This window comes from Bacillus luti, from assembly GCF_001884105.1.
GTDB classification, from domain to species: domain Bacteria; phylum Bacillota; class Bacilli; order Bacillales; family Bacillaceae_G; genus Bacillus_A; species Bacillus_A luti.
The window spans coordinates 1-26,554 of the sequence record NZ_MACI01000047.1; the positions used below are offsets into that span (position 1 = coordinate 1).

Consider the following 26,554-nt stretch of genomic DNA (forward strand, 5'->3'; position numbering starts at 1 on the left):
GACTGGCGATACTGGAGCTACCGGGACAACTGGACCGACTGGCGATACTGGAGCTACCGGGACAACTGGACCTTCTGGATTAGGTTTACCAGCAGGATTGTATGCATTTAATTCTGCTACAGTTTCTTTAGCTATTGGAATTAATCAACTCGTACCGTTTAACACGGTGGGATCACAGTTTGGTACAGCAATTTCTCAAATGGATCCCGATACTTTCGTAATTAGTGAAACGGGATTCTATAAAATTACTGTTATTGCATATACTGCAGCAGTAAGTGTATTAGGTAGCCTTGCAATTCAAGTGAACGGCTCTAATGTACCAGGTGCAGGCACAAGCTTAATTTCACTTGGAGCGCCTATCGTTATCCAAGCCATCACACAAATTACCACAACGCCATCACTAGTTGAAGCGGTTGTTACGGGAATTGGGTTATTATTAGCTCCTGGTACAAGTGCATCCATTATTATTGAAAAAATCGCTTAACTTTTTACTTAGCAGTAAAATTGATATCAATTTTACTGCTTTTTCAATTATGAATTCAATCATGAAACTTTCACTACCTACATAATCATATTGTTGTATGACATTTCGCGGGAGGCACAAATGTGGAAAATAAATCTGCTGTTCAGATTTATTTCAAATTGCTAAAGAAGACAATTTTATTTGAAGTATGGTTATAGTATGAGCCATATTTACCCGCCTCGTTACACATTTCTAAAGAACTTCCATATGCACCAGTTACAGTCCCCCCTTTATTCATTAAACAATATGCTGAAAACCATAACTTAAAAATTGCAAACCAAATATTCTAAAACGTAAGCGTCAAGATGGCATAGACTGGCCACGAGCTGCACACAGTATGATATGGGTCGAGAACGTATGAATCAATTACACGAGGCAATAGAAACCGTTGTTCGTGATATCATCGATGATTACGGTCTACCACCTTGCGCAGAGGCCGTGACGGATTTTAGAAATCAACAAAACTTAACAGCTCCTATTACAAAAATCGATGTATTTGGTGTGTATTGGAGAAAAGGATAAGAGGGATTTTAAACTGCAGGAGATTCTATTCCTACCTATTATTCACTCTCACTCATAACAGCAGGCATTTTAGGAATCCCCTTACATACAATCAAAAAAATGATGTTTTATTTCCACCAAGACTTAGATCAAAATCTCGCACTTATCACATCATATCGCACTTGGATTAATGATAATGGAGAGATAATAGAACAACATCTCTCCATGAAAAGATTACATGATGAAGATACTCTACTAAATGGTAAAGATTTTGGAAACCATATGCTTATACTGGGACACAACATTATCGGCGAACCTACGACTTTACTCTTTCGAAAACGCCTATTAAAAGAATCCTTTGGTACTTTAAATGGTATAAATTACAAGTTGTAGTGTTGATATGGCCTCTTGGATAAGTTTACTTTCAAAAGGCCACGCAATTTATATCACTGAACCTTTAAGTTCATTCTGCCTTCATACCGGACAGCAAGTACATCACAAATCCCTTGAAGGTTGTGAAGATTTTTCACATCTCGTTTTAACTTCCAAAAAATATGGTTTCTTACAAGATAGCAGTCATTATAGAACGAGTCTGTTAAAAGCTTACAAATGGTATGAAGATGCGGTCAAATTTTATACACTCTATCCAAACCTCATTTCAACTGCCAATACACATATACGCCTTTCCCATTGTTTAAATATAATTACAAAAGAACTGCATACAAGATAGCACATCATGAAGAAGGATGTATTCCTTTCTCGTGATGTATGACTTCCCACAAATAGTGGAATAAATGTATGAACAGTCTGCTTGCATATTATTTTTATGATGACTTCATCCATATACTTACTAGGCGATAGAAAGGAATACATACATTGAAAGATTCAAATTCTCAATATCAAATAGACTACGTATTACTACTCATTTTATTTGCCATTGGGACTGTTAGTTGTTTTGCTATTGCAAGTGCGCAAACCTCTTTACCACCATTTTTACAAAACGTAAATTTTGTACTAAAGCAAATCCAATGGTACTTCATTGGATTTATAGCCATTGGTGTTATTATGATTATCGATTTCGATCGTTATCAAAAAATTGCTTGGTATTTGTATAGCTTTGCAATGGTACTGCTAATTGGGCTAGAACTTCAAGTCCCAGGTGCTGTTACAATTAAAGGCGCTACCGCTTGGTACAGGCTTCCAGGCATCGGAAATTTACAGCCGTCTGAGATTATGAAATTGTTTTTAATTATCGTCATTGGACGAATTATAGCGGATCATAATGAAAAATATTTTTTCCGAACAACACGCGAAGATTTTATATTGCTTGGAAAAATATTTGCAACGAGTTTGCCACCACTACTCCTTATTGCAAAAGAACCTGATTTAGGAAATACGATGGTCATTTCAGCGATGCTCGCAGCAATGATATTAGTGTCTGGTATACGATGGCGTTTCATTTTCGGATTAACATCTGTGAGTTGTGCTGCTGGTTCTGCCCTAACATATATTTATTTTGCTCATACGGAATTCTTCAAAGAACATATCCTACAAGAATATCAATTAAACCGATTCTACGGCTGGTTAGCTCCTTACGAATATGATGCGCAAGGCTATCAATTAAGACAAGCATTTTTAGCTGCTGGATCAGGAGAAATGCAAGGAAAAGGTTGGGAAAATGGACAAGTATATTTTCCAGAACCACACACAGATTTTATTTTCACGAATGTCGCTGAACAATTTGGCTTTTTAGGCGCAAGTGTCATTATTTCACTTTTTTTCTTACTCATTTTCCGAATGATTCATATCGCTATAGAAAGCAATGACCCTTTCGGTAGTTACATTTGCGCTGGTACAATCGGCATGTTTACTTTCCAAGTCTTCCAAAACATCGGAATGACAATTGGATTACTCCCTATTACAGGAATCACATTACCTCTTATGAGCTACGGAGGAAGTTCGCTACTTACATACATGATTGCCATTGGATTTATTTTAAATGTTCGCTCAAGAACGAAAATCTTTATGTTTAAATGAATCACACAAAAACGGTATATTTTTATCTCTATCCCTTTTTAGTTATACTAATGAAAAATAGGCTGGAGGTTTAAATATGAAATATGACATTATAGGTGATATTCACGGCTGCTTCCAAGAGTTTCAAAATTTAACAACGAAACTAGGATATAACTGGAATAGCGGCCTGCCGGTTCACCCTGATCAACGTCAGCTTGCATTCGTTGGTGATATTACAGACCGTGGTCCCCATTCATTACGTATGATTGAAATTGTATGGGAACTTGTCATAAATCAAAAAGAGGCTTATTACGCTCCTGGCAATCACTGCAATAAACTATACCGTTTCTTTCTTGGGCGTAATGTAACAATCGCTCATGGGCTCGAAACAACTGTTGCTGAATATGAAGCATTACCTTCTCATAAGCAAAACATTATAAAAGAAAAGTTCATCACTCTTTATGAACAATCGCCTTTCTACCACATATTAGATGAAAAAAGAGTAATCGTATGTCACGCTGGGATTCGGCAAGATTACATAGGACGACAAGATAAAAAAGTACAAACATTTGTATTATATGGCGATATTACTGGAGAAAAGCATGCTGACGGCTCACCTGTCCGTCGCGATTGGGCGCAAGAATATAAAGGACAAACTTGGATTATATATGGACATACACCAGTAAAAGAACCTCGTTTTGTAAATCATACAGTCAATATCGATACTGGCGTTGTATTTGGTGGTCAGCTCACTGGACTACGTTATCCCGAAATGGAGACTGTTTCCGTTCCTTCTACCTTGCCTTTTGTCGCTGAGAAATTCCGTCCAATTTCATAACTCTCCTTACTTCGTACAATCCATAAATTACGGCGGATTACCGTATTTTGAAGTGTATCTCATCTAAAAACTAAATAAAGTAATTAAAAAAAGATGCAATAAAGTGCATCTTTTTTTAATTATCCTACATATAATGTCGCAGGAGGTGACAGAATGAAGAAAAAATCTTCTAAACAAAAAAGAAAATGCCCACCTTTATATCTGCCCATGTATGGAATTAACAACTGGTGCAGCATTCGAGCTGCAGCTTTAGAAGAACTCGAAGAAAAAAAGTCATCAAAAAAAAGCAAAGCAAGAACAAAATATGTCTCTTTAGAAAACGCTGTAATGGGCCGCATAATCGATAATAGAAAAACGAAGATGCAGCAAAAAAATAATTCTCTCTCTACTCATGATGAACAGGTAATACATGCTGAGCAAACAGAGAAAAATACGGAGGAAAATATCCCCGTAGCAATAAATAAAAAAGCGGAACCAGAAATTCCAGCAGCTATTATAAATCAAGTGAAAAAAATAAAAGAAGCATTAGCCCCCCAAAATAATGTACAAACGGAAAAAACGATCATCATTCAAGCCCCTGCACCTGAAAATACAAAAGTAAAAAAAGGGAGCAGGTATGCACATGCAGAGGGGCTTCACTCTCATGCAGAGGGTACAGCTTCACATGCAGAAGGACTTCTTACACACACAATAGGTCCTTTTTCTCATGCAGAAGGATCAAAAACAAAAGCAACTGGACATAGTTCGCATAGTGAAGGAAGTGAAACGACGGCAGGTGGTTCTTACTCTCACGCAGAAGGTAAACATACGATTGCTTTAGGCGAAGCAGCACATGCAGAAGGAACCGCAACTATCGCTAACGGATTCTCTTCTCATGCGGAAGGTATGCATACATCAACAGCTCAATTTGCAGGTAGCCATATTATGGGGCGCTTCGGCGCGGCAGAAGAATCTTATTCTTGGTTCATTGCAAATGGCACAAACGACACTGACCATAATATAGGTGCAAAATGGCTTGCTCATAATGGAGAAATGTACATTGAAGGCGCTTCTTACAACGCAAGCGGAACAGATTTTGCACAAATGTTTGAAACAGAGGACAACAAGCCAATTGATGTTGGTTATTTCGTTACATTTAGTAACGAAGAAAAAATTCGGATCGCTACTTCAAACGATTCATTCCTACTAGGCGTATCTAGCGCTACGCCCGCTATCATCGGAAATAGCGGTGCTTTAAACTGGAAAAAACGCTACGAAACGGATAACTTCGGAAGACGGAAATATACAAAGACGGCAACACAAGAAATACAGCCACTCTTAAATACAAACTGGGACCCAGCTTGCAAATATATAGCAAGAAAGGATCGTGCCGAGTGGATTCCTGTCGGATTAATTGGACAAATGTTAGTACGTGATGATGGGACTTGCGACACTCATGGATTTTGTCGTCCAAATGATGATGGCATCGCTACAAAAGCCGAAAGTGGTTTTTTCGTTATAAAGCGTACGGGTGATAATCAAATTTTAATATTATTCCGTTAAGAAAAAGGGAACAAAATTCTTCATTGCATAAGAATTTTTGTTCCCTTTTTAAATATGTTTTAATAGCTCTTTCATATCGAGTGGAATCGTCGTAGTAAACGACATTTCCTTTTCTAAAATAGGATGATAAAACGTCAACGATGTACTGTGAAGTGCTTGTCGTTTCATTTCATCCCTTCTTCCTCCATATAAGCTATCGCCAAGTAATGGATGTCCCATATACGCCATATGTACACGAATTTGATGCGTTCTTCCTGTTTCAAGTTCAAGCGATACATGCGTCTTATGGTAGGCGCTATCAATCACTCTAAAGTGAGTAACTGCCCTCTGTCCATTCTCACAAACTGTTCGCTCAATAATGCTATCCGATTTTCGTCCAATCGGTGCATCAATCGTTCCTGCTCGTTCTATCATTTCTCCATGAACGACTGCTTCATACGTTCGTCTCACAGCTTTTTGTTGATGCTGTTTCGATAAAAGATGATGCACAAAACGATTTTTTGCAATAAGCATAAGCCCTGAAGTATCACGATCTAATCTTGTTACGATGTGCACCGTACTTGCAACATGCTGCTTATCATAATGAGATAAAAGCGCATTGGCAACACTTCCTGTCGGATGTTCTCTAGACGGAATCGTTGACATGTTCGCCTCTTTATTAATGACAAGAACTGCTTCGTCTTCATATACAATGCTTAACGGGATATCTTCTGCAATCATCCCTTCGCTTCTTTCCTCCACTGGAAAAAAGACACGCAACTCTTCACCAGCTTGTAACTGATGACGAACGCTCGTATGTTGACCATTTACTTCAATTGCTCCGCCATGAAACTTTATATCCGTTAAAGCGGCTTTAGAAATCTCTTTCGTTTTTAAAAATTCCCTAACTAAAATTCCTTCTTCAGCCGGCCCTATATCCCATTTCAACGTAAATCTGTTCAAATATATAAACCCTTTCTATTTATCTGCAACAAACGAGTCACGAACTCGTTTCCAGAACGGGAACGGACGAAAACGAACAAACCGCACTTTCTCGTTTGCAACGCGATACTGGATTGATTTCACATCTTGATGAACCATCGTTAAATGATCCACCGTAATTTGTAAGTTCATTCCTGCAGCCGGTTTCAACACACATGTATGATGCTTCGGCAATACGAGTGGCGAGCCTACAGTACGAAACACACGGTTGTTAATAGATGCCATTTCTGCAATTTGAATCGCTTCAATAGAAGGGTGAATAATTGCTCCGCCAAGCGCTTTATTATAGGCGGTACTTCCTGAAGGAGTAGAAATACAAAGACCATCGCCGCGGAACGTTTCAAAATACTCTCCGCGTATTTCTACTTCTGTTACTAATGTACCTTCCGCACTTTTTACAGTCGCTTCATTCATCGCCAAATACTGTGACTCTTTACTACCATTCACATAGCGAATAATCACTTCTAAAAGTGGATATTCCACCACTTGGAATGGTGTTTTCGCAATTGCAATTACTAATTTCTCTACTTCTGTCGGTAACCAATCTGCATAGAAACCTAAATGCCCTGTATGTACACCAACAAATGCTGTTTCATCCAATCGATTATAATAGCGATGAAACGCATATAAAAGCGTTCCATCCCCCCCAACAGAAATTACAATATCGGGTTCCTTTTCATCCATTATAAATCCAAAATCTAGCAAATACTCTTTCATCGTACTTGCTAATGTATCTGATGATTGATCTCCCTTTGACATAATTGTAAATTTCATCGCCCAACACCCTTTAGTTTATGATTCGGAATCTTTCGCTTCTTGCTTTCTTGAAAAAATCTTCTGTGCTTCTTGAATTTCAAGACGAATAGAAGACATTTCTTCATCTAATAAAAACGCTGCTTCTGCTGCACGTTGTAAGCGTATTTTAATATCTTCAGGAAAACGCCCACTATATTTATAATTTAAAGAATGCTCAATTGTTGCCCAAAAGTTCATTGCTAGCGTGCGTATTTGGATTTCTACCAATACTTTTTGTTCCCCCTGTATCGTTTGAACAGGGTAACTAATGACAACGTGATAAGAGCGATAACCGCTATCTTTCTTTTGCGTGACATAATCACGTTCTTCCACGATTTCAAAGTCATTTCGTTTTCTAAGATATTCTACAACAGGCTTAATCTCATCCACGAATTGACACATCATTCTAAGACCAGCAATATCCTGCATATCTTCTCTCAACCGATCTAACGGTACATTTCTTTTTTCCGCTTTATCGATAATACTCGCAACTGATTTCACTCGTCCAGTTACAAACTCAATTGGGGAATGCTCCGTCAACATCGCAAACTGTGTACGCATTCCTTTTAGTTTCACTTTCAGCTCTGCCACCGCTTGATGGTAAGGTGCTAAAAATTCTTCCCAATTTCGATTCACTTCAACCACCACCAAAATCAATCCATTTGCTTATAGAAATACTTTTTCTACAGCAGTTACTAATTCTTCTCCGTAATTTGCATTACCTTCAATATTTTCAACTAAATATTCTACTTCTTCTTTTAATGCTTCTAATTCCATTTCAACACCATTCACTTGAATAAACATTGCTGTATCTTTATTCATCGCTTCATGCAGCGCTTCCCAGCATGTATGCGGAATACTTACATAAATGAACGATGATTCGTTTTCTAAGATATATAAAAATGATAAATTGTCTGAGTCTACAAGTACGTGATTACGTGCACTTAACTCCTTTACCTCTATTTCAGTATTTTCCGCACAAAAAATAAGAGCATTCTCTCTCTTTTCTACGCTCTTAACTTGGATTTTATTTTGCATGCTCTAACTCCTCCATCTCAACTTCCTGTCTTACTTAACAGTATTATTGTATCATAACATGAACGCAAACAAATAAAACATTGAACCAAATTTGCGAAAAAGCGATAATGTGTAAAGAATTATTTTTCAAAAGGAGCATATACAATGACACAAGAAATTGAAATTGAATTTAAAAATATTGTTACAGAAGAAGAATTCGATACATTATGTAAATTATTCTCTATTGAGGTATTTACAAAACAAGTGAATCACTACTTTGAAACACCGGGCTTCTCATTAAAAGAAGCTGGCTCTGCACTTCGTATTCGTCATAAAGGGGAAACTTATACATTAACGTTGAAACAACCTGCAGAAGTCGGCTTGTTAGAAACGCATCAAGTCGTAACAGCAGATGAAGCAAGATTGATGATGGAAACAAATACAATTATTCAAGGCGCTGTAGTAGATCAACTACACAAATTACAAATTCCTGTTTCTGCTTTAACTTATATGGGTAGTTTAACAACAGAAAGAGCTGAAACATTATTTGAAGGCGGAACACTTGTCTTTGATCATAGTTTCTATTACAATCACGATGATTATGAAATTGAATTTGAAGTGCAAGATGAAGAAACAGGAAAAGCTGCATTTATTCGTTTATTAACGCAACATAACATACCAATCCGTCATACAAATAACAAAGTAAAACGCTTTTTCCTTGCCAAACAAAACAAAGCACGCTAAAGTGAAAATTCCACTAGTGAATACGTTCTACTAGTGGATTCCTCTCACTTACAAAAAGAACATGATTGATTAGCAACATGGAGAATACGCAACGAATGTTTAGTAGGCTATTTATTTGCCCTCCCTAACATTCCATTGCTACAATAGATATACATTTCATGGAAAAAGGAGTTTATAAAGGATGAGCAAGCAACCGATGACACCATTTGAAGCAATTGGCGGTGAACAATGCATTGCAATATTAGTAGACACATTTTATTCCTATGTCAGTAAACACCCTGACTTATCTCCCATCTTCCCAGATGATTTAACAGAAACCGCTAGGAAGCAAAAACAATTTTTAACACAATATTTAGGTGGTCCTAATTTGTACACTGAAGAACACGGTCATCCTATGTTAAGAGCACGCCATCTTCCGTTTGAGATTACTCCAAAACGAGCAGAGGCTTGGCTATCATGTATGGAGCAAGCAATGGATGATACAGGAGTGCACGGTCATATAAGAGAGTTTGTTTTTGAACGTTTAGCATTAACTGCTCAGCATATGGTTAATACTCCAAACGAAACAGGTGAAGTGTAATGGATAAGCAGGAAGCAAAGCATATAAATATGCCATCTCCTTCCGCATGTGAGCATAAGTCTGTAGAAGCATATTTATTTATTGATCCACTTTGTAAAGATTGCTGGGAAATTGAGCCCTTTATTATTAAACTATGGCTTGAATACGGGAAATACTTCTCTATTCGTCATATCGTAACAGGAAAAGTGGATGGAACGAACGCTTCCTCACACAAATGGAATAAACCTGCTAATATTCGATTTGTGTGGGAAAAGACAACAAGTTTACAAGGTTTTTCATGTGATGGAAAGGTACATATGCAAGAAGCATCATCAACACCATATTTAGTTTCGATGGCAATTAAGGCAGCCGAGTTACAGGGCCGAAAAGCAGGTTCGAAGTTTTTGCGAAAACTCCAAGAATACATTTTCCTTAAAAATGTATCAAACCCTGACTGCGAATTATTACTTGCATGTGCGAAAGATAGCGACATTGATGTAGAAGAATTTAAAAAAGACCTACATTCTGCTAGCGCAAAAAAAGCTTTCCAGTGTGATTTAAAATTCACGAATGAAATGCATATTACAGAAATACCTTCCCTCGTCTTTTTTCATGCGAATTCAGATGAAGAAGGTATTAAAATTGCTGGAACTTATTCCTATGACGTATACGTACAATTATTGAAAGAGCTCGTAAAATGTGAAATTGAACCAGAACCGTTACCACCTCTAGAAGTATTATTAGAAGCAACACAATTTATCTCTTCAAAAGAAGTAGCATTTATATATGACTGCCCGCAGCAAGAAATCGAGCGCGAACTAAAAAAATTGCAACTGAAACGAAAAGTACAAATGATTGAGGTAAAATGCGAACGGTATTGGAAATGGATAGCAATAGAAAAAGACCTGGTGTAAACACCAGGTCTTTTTCTTTACGGCTTATAAAAATATTAAAGGGGATGGGAGAAATTTTCACGTTCAAACAAAGGGGTATATGTTTGTATGTGAATTCGTTCACGCTTATTATATTACAAGATTCGACGTCAGATGACAACCCCTTTTGTCGAATTTCACACTTTTGTCACATTCTAAACGTTTTCATTTTTGAATAAGCTATATAAAAGCTCTTTAGGAGGTGTTTTTCATTAAAAAATCCTATATGTTACTCATTTTTTTATGTGTCCTCGTTTCTTTTTTCTTGTATATTCTCTCTCTACTACAAGCTTTTCCTAAAATTATTGCTTTGCCTCTTTTATTTGGAATCATCGTCATCGCTCTTTCCTATTTCAATCATAGAAAACGATTTAAAGGGTTTTAATTTCAAAAATCAACTGTAAAGCTGTCCTCTAATTTAGAAAAAACAAGGAAATTCACCTTATTCTTTCGACAAATATCGACAAATTGTTTTCCAAATAAAAAGACGAGGATAAATCCCTCGTCTTTTCTATTACTTCTCTTCAAATAATAACGCTTCTAATTCATTTAATTTTTCTTCGAATACTTGTAGTGCTTCTTTTACAGGTTCTGGAGACGCCATATCTACTCCTGCTCTTTTCAGCACTTCAATTGGGTAATCCGAGCTTCCTGCCTTTAAGAACTCGTTAATGTAACGTTCTACTGCTGGTTGCCCTTCTTCTAAAATTTGTTTCGATAAAGCTGTTGCCGCACTAAATCCTGTTGCGTATTGATATACGTAATAGTTGTAGTAGAAGTGCGGAATACGAGACCACTCTAAGCCAATTTCTTCATCGATTACTAACGCGTCACCGAAGTATTTCTTATTTAAATCGTAGTAGATTTCCGTTAACATGTCTGGCGTAACAGCATGTCCTTCTTGTACTTTCTTATGAATAATATGCTCAAACTCTGCGAACATCGTTTGACGGAATACAGTACCACGGAATCCTTCTAAGTAATGATTTAATAAGTATAGACGCTCTTTCTTATCTTCTGTCGTTTTTAATAAATAATCATTTAGAAGCGCTTCATTACAAGTTGATGCTACCTCTGCAACGAAGATTGAATAATCCCCATATACGTGCGGCTGTGTCTTTCTTGTATAGTAACTATGCACAGAATGACCAAACTCATGAGCAAGTGTAAATAAATTATTTACATTATCATGCCAGTTCATTAAAATATACGGATTTGTCCCGTATGCACCAGATGAATATGCTCCGCTTCGCTTTCCTTTATTCTCGTACACATCTACCCAACGATTTTCATATGCTTCTTTCAAAATTTCAACATACTCATCACCAAGTACGTTTAAAGATTTTAATAACAGGTTTTGCGCTTCTTCATATTTCACGTTCATTTTCACTTCTGGTACGAGCGGTGTATATAAATCGTACATATGGAGCTCATCAAGTCCTAATGCTCGTTTACGAATATCAATGTAACGATGTAATAGATGTAAGTTGTCATTTACTGTTTCAACGAGTTGATCGTATACTGCTTCCGGAATATTATTATTACTTAATGCAGCTTGGCGAGCAGAATCATATTTACGAACGCGTGCATTGAAATTATTACGTTTCACTGCACCGCTTAACGTACTTGAGAATGTGTTCTTAAATTTCCCGTACGTTTCATAAACAGCTTTGAATGCATCTTCACGGACACGACGATCATCACTTTCTAAAAACTGAATGTAACGGCCATGCGTAATTTCTATTTCTTCTCCATCCTCACCTTTAATAGATGGGAATTTTAAATCCGCATTATTCAACATACCGAATGTATTACTTGATGCACTCATCACTTCAGACGCTTCCGCTAGTAAAGCTTCTTCCGCTTCAGATAATACGTGCGGGCGTTGACGTGTAATTTCTTCTAATGCATGTTCATATACACTTAAATCTCTATTTTCTTTCAAGAATGTTTGCAGTGTATCTTCTGAAATCGTTAAAATTTCAGGCACGATATAAGCTGTACTACTAGATACTTGTGAGTATAAATTTGTCGCACGATCATTTAATGCTTGATATACAGAGTTTGTCGTATCTTGATCGTAACGCATATGAGCATATGTATATAGCTTACCTAATCGCATTGAAATCTCATCTTCATATTGCAGTGCCTCAAGTAAGTTGTCCGCAGAGTCACCAAGCTTACCTTTAAATTCAGTTAACTTCGGTAATAACTCTTTAATAGCTTGGAATTCCTTTTCCCATTCTGCATCTGTTTGGAAAATATCTTCTAATCGCCACGTATTTGCTTCTTCAATCTCATTGCGATCTGGTAATGTTTTTGCTTTGTTTTGTTCAGACATTCTTAAAGCCCTCCTTTAAATATCTCTACTTAAGTACAATTCGTTTTTTTGCTATGTAATTCCTTCACAATCCCCCTTTATTATATCCCCTTTTCCATCTCTCATGTTGAACTTTGCCTCAAATAAAGATAGGGCATACGCTAAACATATTTCATCATGCTTCCTAATATCTTCCTCTGTGTGCAACGTAACTACATCCCTTGTTTTCTCGTACGTATAAGTTCCCACTTTATGCAAGACACCTACATAACATAAAAAGGTCATATATTCGGTAACTGCCTCTTTCCATATGTGCCGCGAAAAATAGGGAAGTAGGCGTCTTTTCGAATACTTCTTCACATAACTACACACATACCCCAGGGAAATACAATCCCCTACTACAAGTTGCCCTATACACTTCATATATAGAACAGCTTGCCATATAAATGGATTCGTTTGAAAAGCAAATGCAGACGGAAGCGGAACACCAATTTCAGAAGGAAAGCTCGCTGGAGGGCATTTTAATTGATATAAGAGGTGTAGTAATGACTTATAATTATAAGTCCAAATTGGCAGAGCATTTTGCCGAAAATAGCTCTTCCTTTTCTTCCACTCTTGCTCTAATTTTTCTTTTTCGAAAGGAACAGAGGAAAAAAGCATGTCAATAGTAGTCGTATCGCTTGGTAAATAAATAGTATGCGAGAAAGAGACATTTGTAGAAAACGGAGTGATAAATGCGCATTTCATAAATGATTTTTGCTTCGGACAGAAGAAAATAAGAAGTGGCTGAGGATAAGATTGTAAGGAGAAAGCCAGAAGTGAGGAGAATTTCATCAAATATGCAGATTGCTTTTTTAATTGATTTCCACCAATAATCCAGATGACCTGGATGCCAGCTTGCCAATACGAGTATGTTCGTTTCGAAAGCTGCTCTACGGAAAGATTCGCACATTGATATTCAATCGCAACTTTTCTACCTGCTCTCTCTACGAAAACATCTGGCCTTTGCTGAATTTCTGGAAGGTAATGCTCTATATTCACATGAAACTTTTGACGTTTCAACCATCTATATAACAATTCTTTACCATTCATATGATATATAGATTCTACTTCATAAAAGGCAAGGCACGAATCAACTTTCTTATGGGCAAAATGCCAACTTTTTTGTGTCCCTAATTTCATTCGCACTTCCTTTCCGCAAGCTATGCAAAAGAAGCGTTCCATTTTGCGCATACGTTGTAAAAGCTCTTCATCACGATTATAGAGTAGATGAATTTTCTCCCCATTTTCTCTTTTAGCGATAAACATTTGAATCACACCCTTTCAGCTCCTTATATTCTACAATTTGTTACAAATTCCTTTAAAAAAGAGATGTCCAAATTTCGGACATCTCTTTCTATAACAACGGTGATAATAACCGGTACGTCGATTCCACAATCCTTCTATGGAGACGTCTTTTATGAAAACGATCGACATGAATTTCACTTGATTCTTCTATATCTTCTTTAAAGTCTTGAACGAGTTTTCGAATGCTATCTGTATCATATAAAAAGGCATTCACCTCAAAATTCAAATGAAAACTTCTCATATCCATATTTGCTGTTCCAATCGAAGCTAAATCAGAATCGACGATGACCACTTTACTATGAAGAAAACCTTTTTCATATTCATATATCTTTACTCCTGCATCTAAAAGCTCTGGGAAATATGATCTTGATGCATAAAAGACAGTGCGCTTATCAGGTTTACTCGGCATGAGTAAACGAACATCAATACCAGCAAGTGCCGCTACCTTTAGTGCTGATAAAATATCATCATCCGGAATGAAATACGGCGTTGCAATCCAAATGGATTTCCGAGCAGAAGCAATCATTGCAAAATACAAATGTTTAATCGTTTCCCATTTATTATCTGGTCCACCTGCAACGAGTTGCACTCCTCCCCAATTTTCTCCTTCTACTGCTGTCGCTTGTAAATATTCAGGGGCTAACACAGCCTCACCAGTCATATAAAACCAATCTTGAAGGAAAATAAGTTGCAAGCTTTGAACAGCTTCACCACGTAAATATAAATGTGTATCTCGCCAAAAACCGAAATATTTATCCTTCCCTAAATATTCATCACCAATATTTAGTCCACCTACAAACCCTTCATTCCCATCAATAATAACGATTTTCCGGTGGTTTCGATAATTAATTTTATCGTTTAAAATCGGAAAGCGCACAGGGAAGAACGGAATCATTTCTACACCTGCATCGTTTAATTCTTCAATATACGATTTCGATAACTTAAAACTGCCAACCGCATCATATAAAAAACGCACGACAACGCCTTCTTTTGATTTCTGTATTAAAATATCTTTAATTTCTGTTCCTAGCTTATCATCACGTACAATGTAATATTCCATATGAATATGATGTTTCGCTCGTTTCAATCCGTCTAAAATAGCCTGAAACGTTTCATCTCCATTTGTTAATGTTCTCGTTTCAGTTTGGAATGAAATATTTAAAGCACCTAATCGATCCGCTAAACGAAATAACAACTCCTGATGCTTATGATCACGCAAAATTCGCTCTTCATAATCTTCATGTCCCTTATATTGTAAAAACGCCTGTTCATCGAGTAAGGCCTTCTTCTGGAACATTCTTTTTCTCCGAAAGTTCTGTCCAAATAATAAATAAGCGAAGAATCCAAATACCGGAAAAATACCTAACACAATGAGCCATGTAAGTGTTTTAGATGGGTGACGGTTCTCTAAGAAAATAACGCAGCCAATTAAAAATGCAGATACCGTAAATAAAATACTAATAATACCTAAAATCGAAACATCTTTTATCCCAATTACATCCGAATAAAATGCTACATCAATAAACATACGCAACGAAACAAATAACGCGAACAATAGTAGAACAAAGAAAATCAACTTTAACGTATTTTTCATCTCTTACCTCCTTACGAAGAAAGCTTTCCTATTCTTCATATAAAAAGCCGATTTCATACTACAGAAATCGGCCTACGTTTTAGCAGGAAAATTATTGCGAATTGTTTCAAGCGCATGCTCTTTCACAATTTGTTTCCCATACTCACCTACACGATGAATTGTTAAAGTAGATTCTTCTCCATATTCTAAAATAATACTTAGAATACGATCAATTTCCTCTTCATCATGTAGCACTTCATCGAATTCCACATATACATAATAGCGGTCCTCAAACGAATACAGCTCATCTTTTATATCCTCAAAGATAAGACGGTGGCTTAATGAAATAACATCTTCAAAATCATTAAACTTAATTAAAAAGCCAAACGTACCATCTTCATTAAAGTTTGTTCCTGTTTGTTCCTCTACCTCTTCCACTAATTCTTGCTGGAATAATGATTCGATCCCTTCATCTAGAGGAATGTCTATAATTTTATCTACCCCTATTGGCAGCTCCAGCTTTTGCCCATCCTTTGACAGCTCTGCTTTCGTTACAAGTACTTCAATCCCTTTATCGACTGCTTGCACTTGAATCCATAGCGGTCCATCAATAAAGAAATCGTCATGATCACGAGCTTCGTCCATCATCTCCCAAAAGAGCTCTTCACTTCGTTCGCGGTCGTACCAAATTTCTTCACGATTAAACCCTCTGTCCTCTATATCAACGTACGTAATAAAAAATTTCATCGTATGGTCATTAATTCTTTCAATTTCCAAAATACAACTCTCCCTTCCTGCTTAGAATTGTTATGAAGGGATTCCCCACTCATATGACAAATCAATAGATTCTTGTACTCTCATTTTATGATAAGATTCTCCAGAATGGAAATAAAATCGATTTATTTTACAAAAATAGTTATATGCCTATCTTCATTCGATCATCTACACGAATATATCATTATAGCGATTTCTTACTCACAAAAAATTTGGACATACATTTCCACATTCCCCCGTACACTGTAATAAAGTGAAACTTCCTTTACAGAAGATTTTTTAGTCCCCAAGATACAGGAAACCTTCTTCATCACATACATATAGTTCGCTTATTAAAACATCATAAATGGAGGCAGACGAATGGACTTAGAGTTTTTAACATCTGTACTAATGATTGTCGGTATCGATGTTGTATTAGGTGGCGATAACGCAATTGTCATCGCATTAGCTAGCCGAAATTTACCTGAACCTAAACGAAATAAAGCCATTTTGATCGGTACTATTTTAGCAATTGTACTACGAATTCTCCTTACCATACTAGCTGTCTACTTACTTGACATTCCATTTCTACAGCTTACTGGCGGGATTTTACTTACATTAATTGCAGTCAATTTATTAACTGATAATAGCAACGACCTTTCTTCTATTCAAGGAAAAACAACTTTATTCCAAGCTGTGCGTACAATTGTATTCGCAGATATCGTTATGGGGTTTGATAATGTTATCGCCATTGCAGGTGCAGCTCACGGGAGGTTTTTACTCGTCATAATCGGCTTGTTCATTTCTATACCGATTATCATTTGGGGCAGCAAACTTATTTTAATACTTATGGAACGCTTTCCATTCCTCATTTATTGCGGCGCAGCAATTCTTTCCTATACAGCAGGAAAAATGGTTACACACGAAGATAGACTTGCAACTTTCTTTCATAACAATCCAGGTTTCACCACGAGCATTCCTTACCTATTCATTTTCACTGTTCTATGCATCGGTATTATCGTTCAACAAGTTCGATTACGGAATGTGAAACATTAAAAAAAACCTTCTACTATATAATAGGTAGAAGGTTTTCATATTATTATAATTAATTTACAAGACGCTGTGCTTCACGTAATTGGAACGTTCTTACTGTACGTGGTAAGAAACGGCGGATTTCGTCTTCATTGTAACCTACTTGAAGGCGTTTTTCGTCGATCATAATTGGACGACGTAAAATCCCTGGATAGTCACGAATCATCTTATATAAATCTTGAAGTGGTAAAGACTCTAAGTTTACATTTAATTCTTGGAAAACTTTCGAACGAGTAGAAATAATCTCATCCGTTCCGCTTTCTGTCATACGTAAAATCTCTTTAATTTCCTCAATCGTTAATGGATCTGAGAAAATATTACGTTCTGTATAAGGAATATGATTTTCCTCTAGCCATAATTTCGCCTTTCTACAAGACGTACAGCTTGGAGAACTATATAATGTTACCATACAAAGCTCACTCTCCTTAAAGAGTACAAATTCTGTACTAATTACAGTTTAAATTTCTAATTTCAGCAATTTTTCGCGATAACTTGTCTTATTGAAAAGTGCAAAAATCGCATTTCATGTAAGCAACAACTTTTAATAAACAACAATTACTTTTAATAAGTAACTTCTATAATCATTATACAATAGATTTTACAAGAAATATACAGTAAATTTCCTGTTAGTTGAGAAAACTCTTCCGTGTATTTCACTGCTATGTAACATGATTACACTCACTTAAACTGTCCTTTAACAAGGACATTCAACCCTTTTTAACACTCGCTTTCCATAGATTGTTCATATGATATATAGTTATATCCCCATACTCTTTCCTATGAAAAAGAGAACGTTTTCTTACTTTTTCCTGATAATTCAATTAAAAAATGTAAGACATACAGGTAAAAACAAAAGGAACATTTGTTCTTATTTTAACAAATATTCTTCCCCCTGTCTAGATGATTTCTAAAGCAATTTAAATATTTTTCTGACATTTCTTTCTTTTTCTCCCCTTATCTCATACAATAAAAATACAGACAGGCAAGGGGGAATTTGAAAATGATTGCTTTTTTTATTGATTTTGCCACCGTCGCTGCCCTCATCATCGGAATAACAGCATTGATTGGAGTCATTACAAATAGCATCGGAGAAAAACTCTTTGGCGGAAAAGAAAAAATGAAGTTTGTTAACAAAAGTTTGGATGTACAATCTGGCTGGAACCAAGTTGGTGGAAAAGGTATCTATAAAAAACGCACGTATTAAAAAAAAAGCAGGTAATCACCTGCTTTTTTGTTATTTTCCTACTGATGCCCATTTGAAACTTACATCGCCACCATATTTATGGTTGTACATATCTTTAATTGTTTCTCTTTGTAAATACGCTCTACCACGTTGATATACTGGAACAATTGCAGCGTCATCAAGTAACATTTTCTCTGCTTCAAGTAGGTTTTTCCAACGAGCATTTACATCGCTACCATCTTTTTTCGCTTTCATGATAATTTCATCATATTTCGGATTAGAGTACTTCATTTTATTTTGTGATCCATCAGTTACAAACATATCAAGATATGTAATTGGATCTGGGAAGTCTGCACTCCATCCAGAGAATGACATTACATAATCGCCCGCATCTTCTAATTTTAGTTTTTGTGCGAATGGTTGTTGTTTAATTTTCACTGTTAAACCTGGTAAATTCTTTTCTAGCTCACCTTTTAAATATTCACCAGTTTTCTTCGATAATTCAACATCTTCATTTAATAACTCTAATTCAATTTCATTTTTGCCAAGCTCTTTTAAACCAGCTTCCCAATATTTCTTCGCTTCTTTCACATTTGGTTTTACAATATCCCCATTTTCAGCACGGAAATCTTTTTTATCTGGTCCTTTAATAAAGTTATCAGGAATTAATCCCGTTGCTGGCTTAGAACCGTTATTTAATAGTGTATCAACGAATGGTTTACGGTCAAAAGCAAGTGAAATCGCTTTACGAATATTTTTATTTGCTAAAGCTGGATCTTTCTGATTTAAACGAAGGAAGAATACAGATGTATCTTCTACTGTTTTGAAATCAGGTTTGCCTTTATATTTATCGATGAATTCCGCTAATAACGTCGCTCGGTCGATTGCATTTGTTTCATATAAGTTAATTGGCGTAGCAGTATCTTTTACAATATTAAAGTTTACTTCTTCAAGTTTCACTTCTTTATTGTCCCAATAGGATGAACTCTTTGTCATTTTAAAGCTTCGTTCATGTTGCCACTCACTTAATGTAAATGGTCCATTATAAAGCGTTGTATTTGCTTCTAAAGCAAACTTCGTACCTTGCTCTTTCACAAACTTTTCATTCACAGGATAGAAGATTGGATAGACCATTAAATCTACAAAATACGGAATCGAGTTGTCTAATTCCACTTCTAATGTATGATCATCAATTGCTTTTACGCCTAATTGATCTGGACTCATCTCTTTTTTGTTAATTTTCTCTGCATTTTTTATGTCATACATAATGTATGCTGATTTCGCTGCTGTATCTGGATTAATTGCTCTTTGCCATGCATACACGAAATCTTTCGCAGTTACAGGTTCACCATTTGACCATTTTGCATCTTCACGTAATTTAAATGTATATTTTTTACCATCTTCGGATTTTTGGAATTCTTTCGCTACACCTGGAACTAACTTATCATCTTTTCCAAGACGATATAAACCTTCCATTGTATTGTTCATTACTTTCGAAGAAACCGCATCAGCTGATAAAGCTGGATCCATCGTTGGAATTTCTTGTGTCTCAATTAAGTTTATAACTTGCTTTGTACCGCTCTTCCCGCTATCCCCTTTTGCGTTCGCTTGCGGCTCTTCCTTGTCATAACTACATGCCCCTAAAATCATGCTCATTGCTACCGTTGATAATACAAAAACCGGCATCTTTTTTTTCATATTTCCACCCTCCACAAAAATGTTAGCCCTTTCATTTTCAAACAAAAAGAAATATATATATGTTCTAACAATTCATATTATACACACAAATATATTTTTTGTATATTTATATTTCTATTTTATTAAAATTTTCTGTTAAAAAATAACTCTTTGTAAACGTTTCATACTGCCGTTTATCCATACTAAAGTGCAAAAAATAACTATTTTTATATTTTTCTAAATTATCAGAGAAAAACGAATTTTATATCCTATTATATTTTCTGTATAATTATCCTTCACTTTTTAACATAAAATAGCGCTCCCTTCATATTAAAAATATGTAGGTTAAAATGAGTGCAAAGGATAAGAAAGTATGTTACGATACACTTTGCTAAAAATAGATATCGGTAAAGAGGGGACGGACATGACAGCAACTCACTCCAAAAACAGGCCGGCAGAGAAATTAAGTTTATTCTTATTAACATGGCCTATTTTTCTAGAAGTTTTTCTTTTTATGTTGATGGGGATCGCTGATACTTTCATGTTAAGTGCATTATCAGACGATGCTGTATCTGGGGTTGGTGCAGCAAATCAATATCTCCATATCGCTATTTTGGTACTAGAAGTCATCGGGAACGGCGCAGCTATCGTTGTATCTCAATACCTCGGTTCCAAACGCTTTATGGAAGCATCTAAAATATCAGCATTAGCCGTTACATTAAATTTAGTAGTCGGGCTCGTTATAAGCGCTGGTTTTCTTTTATTTTCGAAACATATGATGATGGCAATGAACTTACAAGGCGACGTATTAACGTATGCACAAAACTATTTATCTATCGTCGGGGGAGCTATCTTCCTTCAAGCTATTATTAACTCATTAGCTGCAATTATCCGCGTACACGGTTTCACAAAGCAAGCGATGTTTATTTCACTTGGGATGAATATTATTCATATTGCCGGAAACTACGTACTCATTTTCGGGAAATTCGGTTTCCCAGAGCTCGGTGTGCAAGGGGCAGCCATTTCTTCTGCTGTCAGCCGACTTATCGCACTTATTGTTTTCTTCTGGTTACTGTACCGCGTTATGGAATACCGTGTGAAATTACAATATTACTTCACCTTATCAAAAGAATACGTCGGGAAAATTTTAAAAATCGGCATTCCATCGGCATTCGAACAAGTTATGTATCAAGCTTGCCAAATTGTCTTCCTATATTATGCAACATATTTAGGAACGGAATCATTAGCAGCTAGACAATACGCTACTAACATCTCGATGTTCACTTATTTATTCGCAATTGCGATCGGTATGGGAACTGCAATTATTATCGGCCGCCTTGTTGGTGGCGGCGAAAAAGATGAAGCATATGAACGCGTATGGAAAAGCGTAAGATGGGCAATTGGCGTAACTTTATGTATGGTCATCCTCGTGATTACATTCCGCACACAATTAATGGGACTGTTTACAGATAACCCGCACATTATTTCATTAGGTGCGTCAGTTCTTTTACTAAGTGTACTACTGGAAACAGGACGTACAATGAACATCGTCATCATTAACTCACTTCGTGCAGCTGGTGATGCAAAATATCCTGTTTTAATCGGTGCATTCTCTATGGTATTAATGAGTTTACCGCTCGGATATTTCTTCGTCTTCTATTTAGACATGGGGCTAGTTGGTATTTGGCTAGCGATTGCTATCGATGAATGGACCCGCGCCATTATTATGTTCTTCCGCTGGAGAAGTAGAGCGTGGGAAAGTTATGCGCTTGTGAAACCAGAAGAGCAAGATGAGAGTGTTTCTGTTCATGCGCAGTAGCACTCCTTTGATCGAGATGCATTCATTTGTAAATGAAATTTATATTGTAGATTCTTTAAATAATAGAAAAAGCTGTTCCAACAAATTGTTGAAACAGCTTTTATTTAATTATACTTTTCAATTTCTATCTTCAATTCGTCAATGTTCTTATTAGAAATCATATCCGATATTTTATGATCCACTTGATTTTTTAAAATATATGTTAGGTTATCTTGTTTCTTTTTGACACTTACTCTCTTCATCTCTTTCTAACAAAAAAAGAGCCATTCTTCCATAACAGAAGAATGGCTCTTTTTCTTATTGATAGATTTCTTTATATTTCTTGTACTCCGCTTCAGAACATAATACGAAATGTCCTGGGCGAATTTCGCGCATTGTTGGTGCTTCACTACCATAATCATGTTGAGATGGATCGTATACGATACGTTTACGATTGCGCTCATAATCTGGATCTGGAAGCGGAATTGCTGATAGTAGTGATTTTGTATATGGATGAATTGGATTCGCATATAACTCATCACTTGTTGTTAACTCAACGATTTGACCACGGTACATTACACCGATGCGGTCACTAATGTATTTTACCATCGATAAATCATGGGCAATGAATAAGTATGTTAAACCTTTTTCTTTTTGTAACTGTTTCAGTAAGTTTACAACTTGCGCCTGAATCGATACGTCAAGTGCTGAGATTGGCTCATCGGCAATGATAAACTCAGGTTCTACAGCAAGTGCTCGAGCAATACCGATACGTTGACGTTGTCCACCCGAGAACTCATGCGGGAAACGGTTTGCGTGTTCTTTATTTAAACCAACTGTGTTTAACAGTTCATGAACACGATCCATACGCTCTTTTTTGCTTTTTGCTAGTCCGTGAATATCAATACCTTCTGCAATAATGTCCCCTACTGTCATACGAGGGTTTAATGATGCATATGGATCTTGGAAAATCATTTGCATTTTACGGTTGAATTTCTTCAGTTCTGCACGTGATTTTTTACCATGTACATTTTCACCATCGAACAACACTTCACCAGCAGTTGCATCATATAAACGAATGATCGTTCTTCCAGTTGTTGATTTACCACAACCAGATTCTCCTACAAGTCCAAATGTTTCACCGCGATAAATGTCAAATGAAATATCATTAACCGCTTTGACAACACCACCACTCACGTCAAAGTGTTGTTGTACATTTTTCACTTCAATTAATTTCTCACGTTGTTTAGTCATGTTGTTCACCTGCTTTCATTTGAAGAATGCGTTTTTCAACGACCGCCGGCGGTTTCACTTCTGGAGCTTGCTCATGAAGTAACCAAGTTGCCGCATAGTGTGTATCACTTACTTTAAATAACGGTGGTTCCATTTCAAAATCAATTTTCAGCGCCTGTGGGTTACGTGGTGCAAAAGCATCTCCCTTTGGCGGTTTTAATAAGTCTGGAGGCGTTCCAGGGATTGCGTATAATTCTTCCTCTGATCCATCTAAGCTTGGCATAGATGCAATTAAGCCCCAAGTGTATGGATGTTTCGGATTATAGAAAATTTCATCTACAGTTCCAATTTCAACAACTTTACCAGCGTACATAACTGCAACTCGGTCAGCAACGTTTGCTACTACACCTAAGTCATGCGTAATGAAAATGATTGCTGCTTCTGTCTTTTGCTGAATGTCTTTCATAAGCTCTAAAATTTGCGCCTGAATCGTAACGTCTAGCGCCGTTGTCGGCTCATCGGCAATTAATAATTTCGGGTTACAAGCTAACGCCATCGCAATAACTACACGCTGTCTCATACCACCTGAGAATTGGTGAGGATATTGTTTTAAACGTGCTTCTGGATTTGGAATACCTACAAGGTCGATTAATTCTAACGCAACTTTACGTGCGTCTGCTCTACTCATCCCTTGGTGTTTAATAAGACCTTCCATAATTTGATTCCCAATTGTCATTGTTGGATTTAATGATGTCATAGGATCTTGGAAAATCATTGCGATATCTTTACCGCGTACTTGCTGCATTTCTTTTTCCGTTAATTTCGTTAAATCACGACCATCAAATACAATCTCTCCATTTTTAATACGTCCTGGAGGATTTGGGATTAATCCCATTAGCGCTTTAGAAGTAACTGATTTCCCAGAACCAGACTCTCCTACAATCGCTAATGTTTCCCCTTTTTTCAAATCAAAAGTAACTCCGCGCACTGCTTGTACTTCACCTGCATGTGTATCAAAGGAGACTTGTAAATCTTTTACCTCTAACAATGTTTTCATTTTTACTTCTCCCTCCTTGTTTACTTACGCATTTTTGGATCTAACGCATCGCGTAATCCATCTGCCATTAAGTTAAATGCTAGAATTAACATACTGATGACAACCGCAGGGATGAACATCATGTGTGGATACGTTTGAATTGACTTATATCCATCGTTTACAAGAGAACCAAGTGATGCGAATGGTGGCTGAATTCCTAAACCGATGAAGCTTAAGAATGCCTCACCAAACACCGCTGATGGAATTGTAAACATTGTCATTACGATAATTGGTCCCATAACGTTTGGAATTAAGTGTTTCACAATTAATTGTGTATTTGTTGCACCTAATGTACGAGACGCTAATACATACTCTTGGTTTTTTAACTTTAAGATTTGTCCACGAACAATCCGCGACATCCCTATCCAACCTGTAATCGCCATTGCGAGTGTAATCGACCAAATACCAGATCCCATAATGATTACCATTAAAATTACGATGATTAAGTATGGAATACCGTTAATAATCTCCATAATACGTTGCATAATATTATCTACTCTACCGCCATAGAATGCTGAAACTCCTCCGTATGCAACCCCAATTACTAAGTCAATTGCTGCTGCTAAAAGAGCGATATATAATGATACGCGTGTACCTTCCCATGTTCTTGTCCATAAGTCACGGCCAAGGTCATCTGTACCAAACCAGAAGTACTCTTTAATATCACGTTTTGCATATTGGTCAACACCATATTGATCTGTACCGTCAAATGGTAACCAATGAACATTTTCAATAACTGGAATTTTCGGTGGTAATTTCGCACGACCTAAATCTTGCTCTTTATACGAGTGTTTACTTACCACAGGTCCGAAAATCGCTAATAGTGTGATGATAACTAGTAATACAAGACCAAGCATCGCACCTTTATGTTGGAACAAACGTCTTCTTACATCTTGCCAAAACGTTAAGCTTGGACGGGCAATGACTTCATTATCAACATTATTTTGATTTGCTTGTTGAAATAGATCTGGAGATAATTTTTGTACATCTTTCATCATTTTTTCCCTCCCGCTAAACGAATACGAGGATCAATAATTCCGTATAAAATATCGACAATGAAAATAACTAAAATGAAGATTGCACTATAGAAAATCGTAGTTCCCATAATAACTGTATAGTCATTTAAAGTAATCGATTTAACGAATTGTTCCCCAAGTCCAGGTACAGCATAAATTTGCTCGATAACAAGTGTCCCTGTAATTAACGCAGCAACCATCGGTCCTAAAATTGTTACAACTGGAATTAACGCGTTACGAAGTGCGTGTTTTACAATGATAACGCCTTGGCTAATCCCTTTTGCTTTCGCTGTTAAAATATAGTCAGACTGCATAACTTCAATTAATTCTGCACGAGAGAAACGTGCGATTGTTGCGATAACTCCCATTGATAATGCAATTGTAGGCATTACAGTAAACTCTGGTCCTTTCCAGAAGGCTACTGGGAACCAACCAAGTTTTACCCCTACGAAATACTGCAGTAATGCGGCGAATACGAATGATGGTACTGACATTCCGAGTACCGAAATAACTGTGGCACTATAATCCACCCACGTATTATTACGAAGTGCAGCAACAATACCTAAAATTAATCCGATAAATGTTCCTAATATAATCGCTTGTAAACCAAGTTGTGCGGATGGTCCAATACGATCCACAATCATGTCTGTTACTGGACGGTTATCATATTGGAATGATACCCCTAAATCACCTTGTGCTAAGTTACCTAAGTAACGTGCATATTGAACTGGTACTGGATCATTCAATCCGTATTTTTCAAGAATGATTTCTTTTTGTGCCGGTGATAGCTTCTCCTGGTTTTTAAGCGGAGAACCCGGAAGTAATTTCATCAAAAAGAAAGTCAGTGTAGTAATTAAAAATAATGTCAAAGCCATGTACACGAAACGTTTTAATACATAACGTCCCATAGTCAAGCACCTCCCCGTTTTTCTCAAAAGCAATAAGATAGTTTAAAATATTCTTACTTTTATTTTTTTAAAATAAGAGCATATGCCCATCATAGGCATATACCCCTGTA

The 26,554-nt window shown here is 36.6% G+C and carries 25 protein-coding genes and 2 pseudogenes; 12 read left to right on the top strand and 15 right to left on the bottom strand.

All coding sequences use genetic code 11. The annotated features are described in order from the left end of the window. The 6 genes and pseudogenes from BAQ48_RS10660 to BAQ48_RS10685 all read left to right on the top strand — a co-directional run. A partial coding sequence (locus BAQ48_RS10660) for a BclA C-terminal domain-containing protein (RefSeq protein ID WP_423219973.1) occupies positions 1–484 on the top strand: 484 nt, incomplete at its 5' end. Positions 485–606: 122 nt separating this feature from the next. Continuing rightward, a pseudogene (locus BAQ48_RS10665) lies at positions 607–1,045 on the top strand (TylF/MycF/NovP-related O-methyltransferase). Between the two features lie 90 nt (positions 1,046–1,135). After that, positions 1,136–1,754: pseudogene (locus BAQ48_RS10670) on the top strand (glycosyltransferase family 2 protein); the annotation flags it as partial. A gap of 146 nt (positions 1,755–1,900) precedes the next feature. Further along, a complete protein-coding gene (locus BAQ48_RS10675) occupies positions 1,901–3,061 on the top strand; it encodes an FtsW/RodA/SpoVE family cell cycle protein (RefSeq protein WP_071711062.1) in 1,161 nt (386 codons plus the stop codon). Positions 3,062–3,137: 76 nt separating this feature from the next. Continuing rightward, a complete protein-coding gene (gene prpE, locus BAQ48_RS10680) occupies positions 3,138–3,878 on the top strand; it encodes a bis(5'-nucleosyl)-tetraphosphatase PrpE (protein ID WP_071711063.1) in 741 nt (246 codons plus the stop codon). A 153-nt stretch (positions 3,879–4,031) separates the two neighbouring features. Further along, positions 4,032–5,420 (top strand): peptidase G2 autoproteolytic cleavage domain-containing protein, encoded by a 1,389-nt coding sequence (locus tag BAQ48_RS10685; protein ID WP_071711064.1) that lies wholly within the window; start codon positions 4,032–4,034, stop codon positions 5,418–5,420. A 48-nt stretch (positions 5,421–5,468) separates the two neighbouring features. Here the strand turns inward: BAQ48_RS10685 and BAQ48_RS10690 are convergent, their stop codons facing one another. From BAQ48_RS10690 to BAQ48_RS10705, 4 genes are read right to left on the bottom strand one after another with little or no spacing between them, the layout of a single operon-like run. After that, on the bottom strand, positions 5,469–6,362 hold the full coding sequence (locus tag BAQ48_RS10690; RefSeq protein ID WP_071711065.1) for an RluA family pseudouridine synthase: 894 nt from the start codon (positions 6,360–6,362) through the stop codon (positions 5,469–5,471). A 15-nt stretch (positions 6,363–6,377) separates the two neighbouring features. After that, positions 6,378–7,175: an NAD kinase gene (locus BAQ48_RS10695; RefSeq protein WP_000673190.1), complete on the bottom strand. Its 798-nt coding sequence runs from the start codon at positions 7,173–7,175 to the stop codon at positions 6,378–6,380. Between the two features lie 18 nt (positions 7,176–7,193). Next, positions 7,194–7,832: a GTP diphosphokinase gene (gene yjbM, locus BAQ48_RS10700; RefSeq protein ID WP_071711066.1), complete on the bottom strand. Its 639-nt coding sequence runs from the start codon at positions 7,830–7,832 to the stop codon at positions 7,194–7,196. Between the two features lie 30 nt (positions 7,833–7,862). Then, entirely contained in the window at positions 7,863–8,234 is a 372-nt protein-coding gene (locus BAQ48_RS10705; protein WP_001180011.1) for a UPF0738 family protein, read from the bottom strand. Between the two features lie 144 nt (positions 8,235–8,378). Between BAQ48_RS10705 and BAQ48_RS10710 the strand changes: the two genes are divergently transcribed. The 3 genes from BAQ48_RS10710 to BAQ48_RS10720 all read left to right on the top strand — a co-directional run bounded on the left by BAQ48_RS10710 (position 8,379) and on the right by BAQ48_RS10720 (position 10,430). Continuing rightward, positions 8,379–8,957 (top strand): CYTH domain-containing protein, encoded by a 579-nt coding sequence (locus BAQ48_RS10710; RefSeq protein WP_071711067.1) that lies wholly within the window; start codon positions 8,379–8,381, stop codon positions 8,955–8,957. A 181-nt stretch (positions 8,958–9,138) separates the two neighbouring features. Further along, positions 9,139–9,537, top strand: coding sequence for a globin domain-containing protein (locus BAQ48_RS10715; RefSeq protein WP_000043382.1), 399 nt, complete (start codon positions 9,139–9,141; stop codon positions 9,535–9,537). Next, the gene (locus tag BAQ48_RS10720; RefSeq protein WP_000360661.1) at positions 9,537–10,430 is read left to right on the top strand and encodes a ClpXP adapter SpxH family protein; all 894 of its coding nucleotides are present in this window, start codon (positions 9,537–9,539) and stop codon (positions 10,428–10,430) included. Before BAQ48_RS10715 ends, BAQ48_RS10720 begins: the two co-directional genes overlap by 1 nt. A gap of 532 nt (positions 10,431–10,962) precedes the next feature. Here the strand turns inward: BAQ48_RS10720 and pepF are convergent. The 4 genes from pepF to mecA form a co-directional block, all read right to left on the bottom strand. Beyond that, entirely contained in the window at positions 10,963–12,789 is a 1,827-nt protein-coding gene (pepF, locus tag BAQ48_RS10730; protein WP_071711069.1) for an oligoendopeptidase F, read from the bottom strand. 51 nt (positions 12,790–12,840) lie between these two features. Beyond that, positions 12,841–14,085, bottom strand: a complete 1,245-nt coding sequence (locus BAQ48_RS10735; RefSeq protein WP_071711070.1) for a competence protein CoiA — start codon at positions 14,083–14,085, stop codon at positions 12,841–12,843. Between the two features lie 79 nt (positions 14,086–14,164). Further along, complete coding sequence (locus tag BAQ48_RS10740) at positions 14,165–15,709, bottom strand: cardiolipin synthase (protein WP_071711071.1); 1,545 nt, start codon at positions 15,707–15,709, stop codon at positions 14,165–14,167. A 72-nt stretch (positions 15,710–15,781) separates the two neighbouring features. Further along, the gene (mecA, locus tag BAQ48_RS10745) at positions 15,782–16,465 is read right to left on the bottom strand and encodes an adaptor protein MecA (RefSeq protein WP_000402129.1); all 684 of its coding nucleotides are present in this window, start codon (positions 16,463–16,465) and stop codon (positions 15,782–15,784) included. Between the two features lie 357 nt (positions 16,466–16,822). Between mecA and BAQ48_RS10750 the strand changes: the two genes are divergently transcribed. Beyond that, positions 16,823–17,497, top strand: a complete 675-nt coding sequence (locus tag BAQ48_RS10750; RefSeq protein WP_071711072.1) for a TerC family protein — start codon at positions 16,823–16,825, stop codon at positions 17,495–17,497. Between the two features lie 49 nt (positions 17,498–17,546). Here the strand turns inward: BAQ48_RS10750 and spx are convergent, their stop codons facing one another. Further along, positions 17,547–17,942, bottom strand: a complete 396-nt coding sequence (gene spx, locus BAQ48_RS10755; RefSeq protein WP_000258267.1) for a transcriptional regulator Spx — start codon at positions 17,940–17,942, stop codon at positions 17,547–17,549. A 591-nt stretch (positions 17,943–18,533) separates the two neighbouring features. On the opposite strand from spx, the gene BAQ48_RS10760 reads away from it, so the two are divergent. Beyond that, positions 18,534–18,737, top strand: coding sequence for a hypothetical protein (locus BAQ48_RS10760; RefSeq protein ID WP_071711073.1), 204 nt, complete (start codon positions 18,534–18,536; stop codon positions 18,735–18,737). 30 nt (positions 18,738–18,767) lie between these two features. Here the strand turns inward: BAQ48_RS10760 and BAQ48_RS10765 are convergent, their stop codons facing one another. Beyond that, on the bottom strand, positions 18,768–20,414 hold the full coding sequence (locus BAQ48_RS10765; protein ID WP_071711074.1) for a peptide ABC transporter substrate-binding protein: 1,647 nt from the start codon (positions 20,412–20,414) through the stop codon (positions 18,768–18,770). Between the two features lie 352 nt (positions 20,415–20,766). On the opposite strand from BAQ48_RS10765, the gene BAQ48_RS10770 reads away from it, so the two are divergent. Further along, positions 20,767–22,212: an MATE family efflux transporter gene (locus tag BAQ48_RS10770; RefSeq protein WP_071711075.1), complete on the top strand. Its 1,446-nt coding sequence runs from the start codon at positions 20,767–20,769 to the stop codon at positions 22,210–22,212. Positions 22,213–22,316: 104 nt separating this feature from the next. On the opposite strand, the gene BAQ48_RS10775 is transcribed toward BAQ48_RS10770, so the two are convergent. The 5 genes from BAQ48_RS10775 to opp3b are packed head-to-tail and all read right to left on the bottom strand — an operon-like array spanning position 22,317 to position 26,444. After that, positions 22,317–22,454, bottom strand: coding sequence for a hypothetical protein (locus BAQ48_RS10775; RefSeq protein ID WP_242660455.1), 138 nt, complete (start codon positions 22,452–22,454; stop codon positions 22,317–22,319). A 55-nt stretch (positions 22,455–22,509) separates the two neighbouring features. Next, the gene (locus BAQ48_RS10780) at positions 22,510–23,445 is read right to left on the bottom strand and encodes an ABC transporter ATP-binding protein (protein WP_000166356.1); all 936 of its coding nucleotides are present in this window, start codon (positions 23,443–23,445) and stop codon (positions 22,510–22,512) included. Next, positions 23,438–24,481: an ABC transporter ATP-binding protein gene (locus BAQ48_RS10785; protein WP_000854340.1), complete on the bottom strand. Its 1,044-nt coding sequence runs from the start codon at positions 24,479–24,481 to the stop codon at positions 23,438–23,440. The genes BAQ48_RS10780 and BAQ48_RS10785 overlap by 8 nt, the downstream gene beginning before the upstream one ends. 20 nt (positions 24,482–24,501) lie before the next feature. Beyond that, a complete protein-coding gene (gene opp3C / locus BAQ48_RS10790) occupies positions 24,502–25,518 on the bottom strand; it encodes an oligopeptide ABC transporter permease (protein ID WP_000974108.1) in 1,017 nt (338 codons plus the stop codon). Beyond that, complete coding sequence (gene opp3b, locus BAQ48_RS10795) at positions 25,515–26,444, bottom strand: oligopeptide ABC transporter permease (protein ID WP_000534169.1); 930 nt, start codon at positions 26,442–26,444, stop codon at positions 25,515–25,517. The genes opp3C and opp3b overlap by 4 nt, the downstream gene beginning before the upstream one ends. Between the last annotated feature and the right edge of the window lie 110 nt (positions 26,445–26,554).

What these genes read in the sequence shown, in the direction of transcription:
- prpE (WP_071711063.1), top strand. Translation starts at nt 3,138, where the DNA reads ATGAAATATGACATTATAGGTGATATTCACGGCTGCTTCCAAGAGTTT.
- BAQ48_RS10685 (WP_071711064.1), top strand. Translation starts at nt 4,032, where the DNA reads ATGAAGAAAAAATCTTCTAAACAAAAAAGAAAATGCCCACCTTTATAT.
- BAQ48_RS10695 (WP_000673190.1), bottom strand. Translation starts at nt 7,175, where the DNA reads ATGAAATTTACAATTATGTCAAAGGGAGATCAATCATCAGATACATTA.
- BAQ48_RS10705 (WP_001180011.1), bottom strand. Translation starts at nt 8,234, where the DNA reads ATGCAAAATAAAATCCAAGTTAAGAGCGTAGAAAAGAGAGAGAATGCT.
- BAQ48_RS10710 (WP_071711067.1), top strand. Translation starts at nt 8,379, where the DNA reads ATGACACAAGAAATTGAAATTGAATTTAAAAATATTGTTACAGAAGAA.
- BAQ48_RS10715 (WP_000043382.1), top strand. Translation starts at nt 9,139, where the DNA reads ATGAGCAAGCAACCGATGACACCATTTGAAGCAATTGGCGGTGAACAA.
- BAQ48_RS10720 (WP_000360661.1), top strand. Translation starts at nt 9,537, where the DNA reads ATGGATAAGCAGGAAGCAAAGCATATAAATATGCCATCTCCTTCCGCA.
- pepF (WP_071711069.1), bottom strand. Translation starts at nt 12,789, where the DNA reads ATGTCTGAACAAAACAAAGCAAAAACATTACCAGATCGCAATGAGATT.
- BAQ48_RS10740 (WP_071711071.1), bottom strand. Translation starts at nt 15,709, where the DNA reads ATGAAAAATACGTTAAAGTTGATTTTCTTTGTTCTACTATTGTTCGCG.
- BAQ48_RS10750 (WP_071711072.1), top strand. Translation starts at nt 16,823, where the DNA reads ATGGACTTAGAGTTTTTAACATCTGTACTAATGATTGTCGGTATCGAT.
- spx (WP_000258267.1), bottom strand. Translation starts at nt 17,942, where the DNA reads ATGGTAACATTATATAGTTCTCCAAGCTGTACGTCTTGTAGAAAGGCG.
- BAQ48_RS10760 (WP_071711073.1), top strand. Translation starts at nt 18,534, where the DNA reads ATGATTGCTTTTTTTATTGATTTTGCCACCGTCGCTGCCCTCATCATC.
- BAQ48_RS10765 (WP_071711074.1), bottom strand. Translation starts at nt 20,414, where the DNA reads ATGAAAAAAAAGATGCCGGTTTTTGTATTATCAACGGTAGCAATGAGC.
- BAQ48_RS10770 (WP_071711075.1), top strand. Translation starts at nt 20,767, where the DNA reads ATGTTACGATACACTTTGCTAAAAATAGATATCGGTAAAGAGGGGACG.
- BAQ48_RS10775 (WP_242660455.1), bottom strand. Translation starts at nt 22,454, where the DNA reads ATGAAGAGAGTAAGTGTCAAAAAGAAACAAGATAACCTAACATATATT.
- BAQ48_RS10780 (WP_000166356.1), bottom strand. Translation starts at nt 23,445, where the DNA reads ATGACTAAACAACGTGAGAAATTAATTGAAGTGAAAAATGTACAACAA.
- BAQ48_RS10785 (WP_000854340.1), bottom strand. Translation starts at nt 24,481, where the DNA reads ATGAAAACATTGTTAGAGGTAAAAGATTTACAAGTCTCCTTTGATACA.
- opp3C (WP_000974108.1), bottom strand. Translation starts at nt 25,518, where the DNA reads ATGATGAAAGATGTACAAAAATTATCTCCAGATCTATTTCAACAAGCA.
- opp3b (WP_000534169.1), bottom strand. Translation starts at nt 26,444, where the DNA reads ATGGGACGTTATGTATTAAAACGTTTCGTGTACATGGCTTTGACATTA.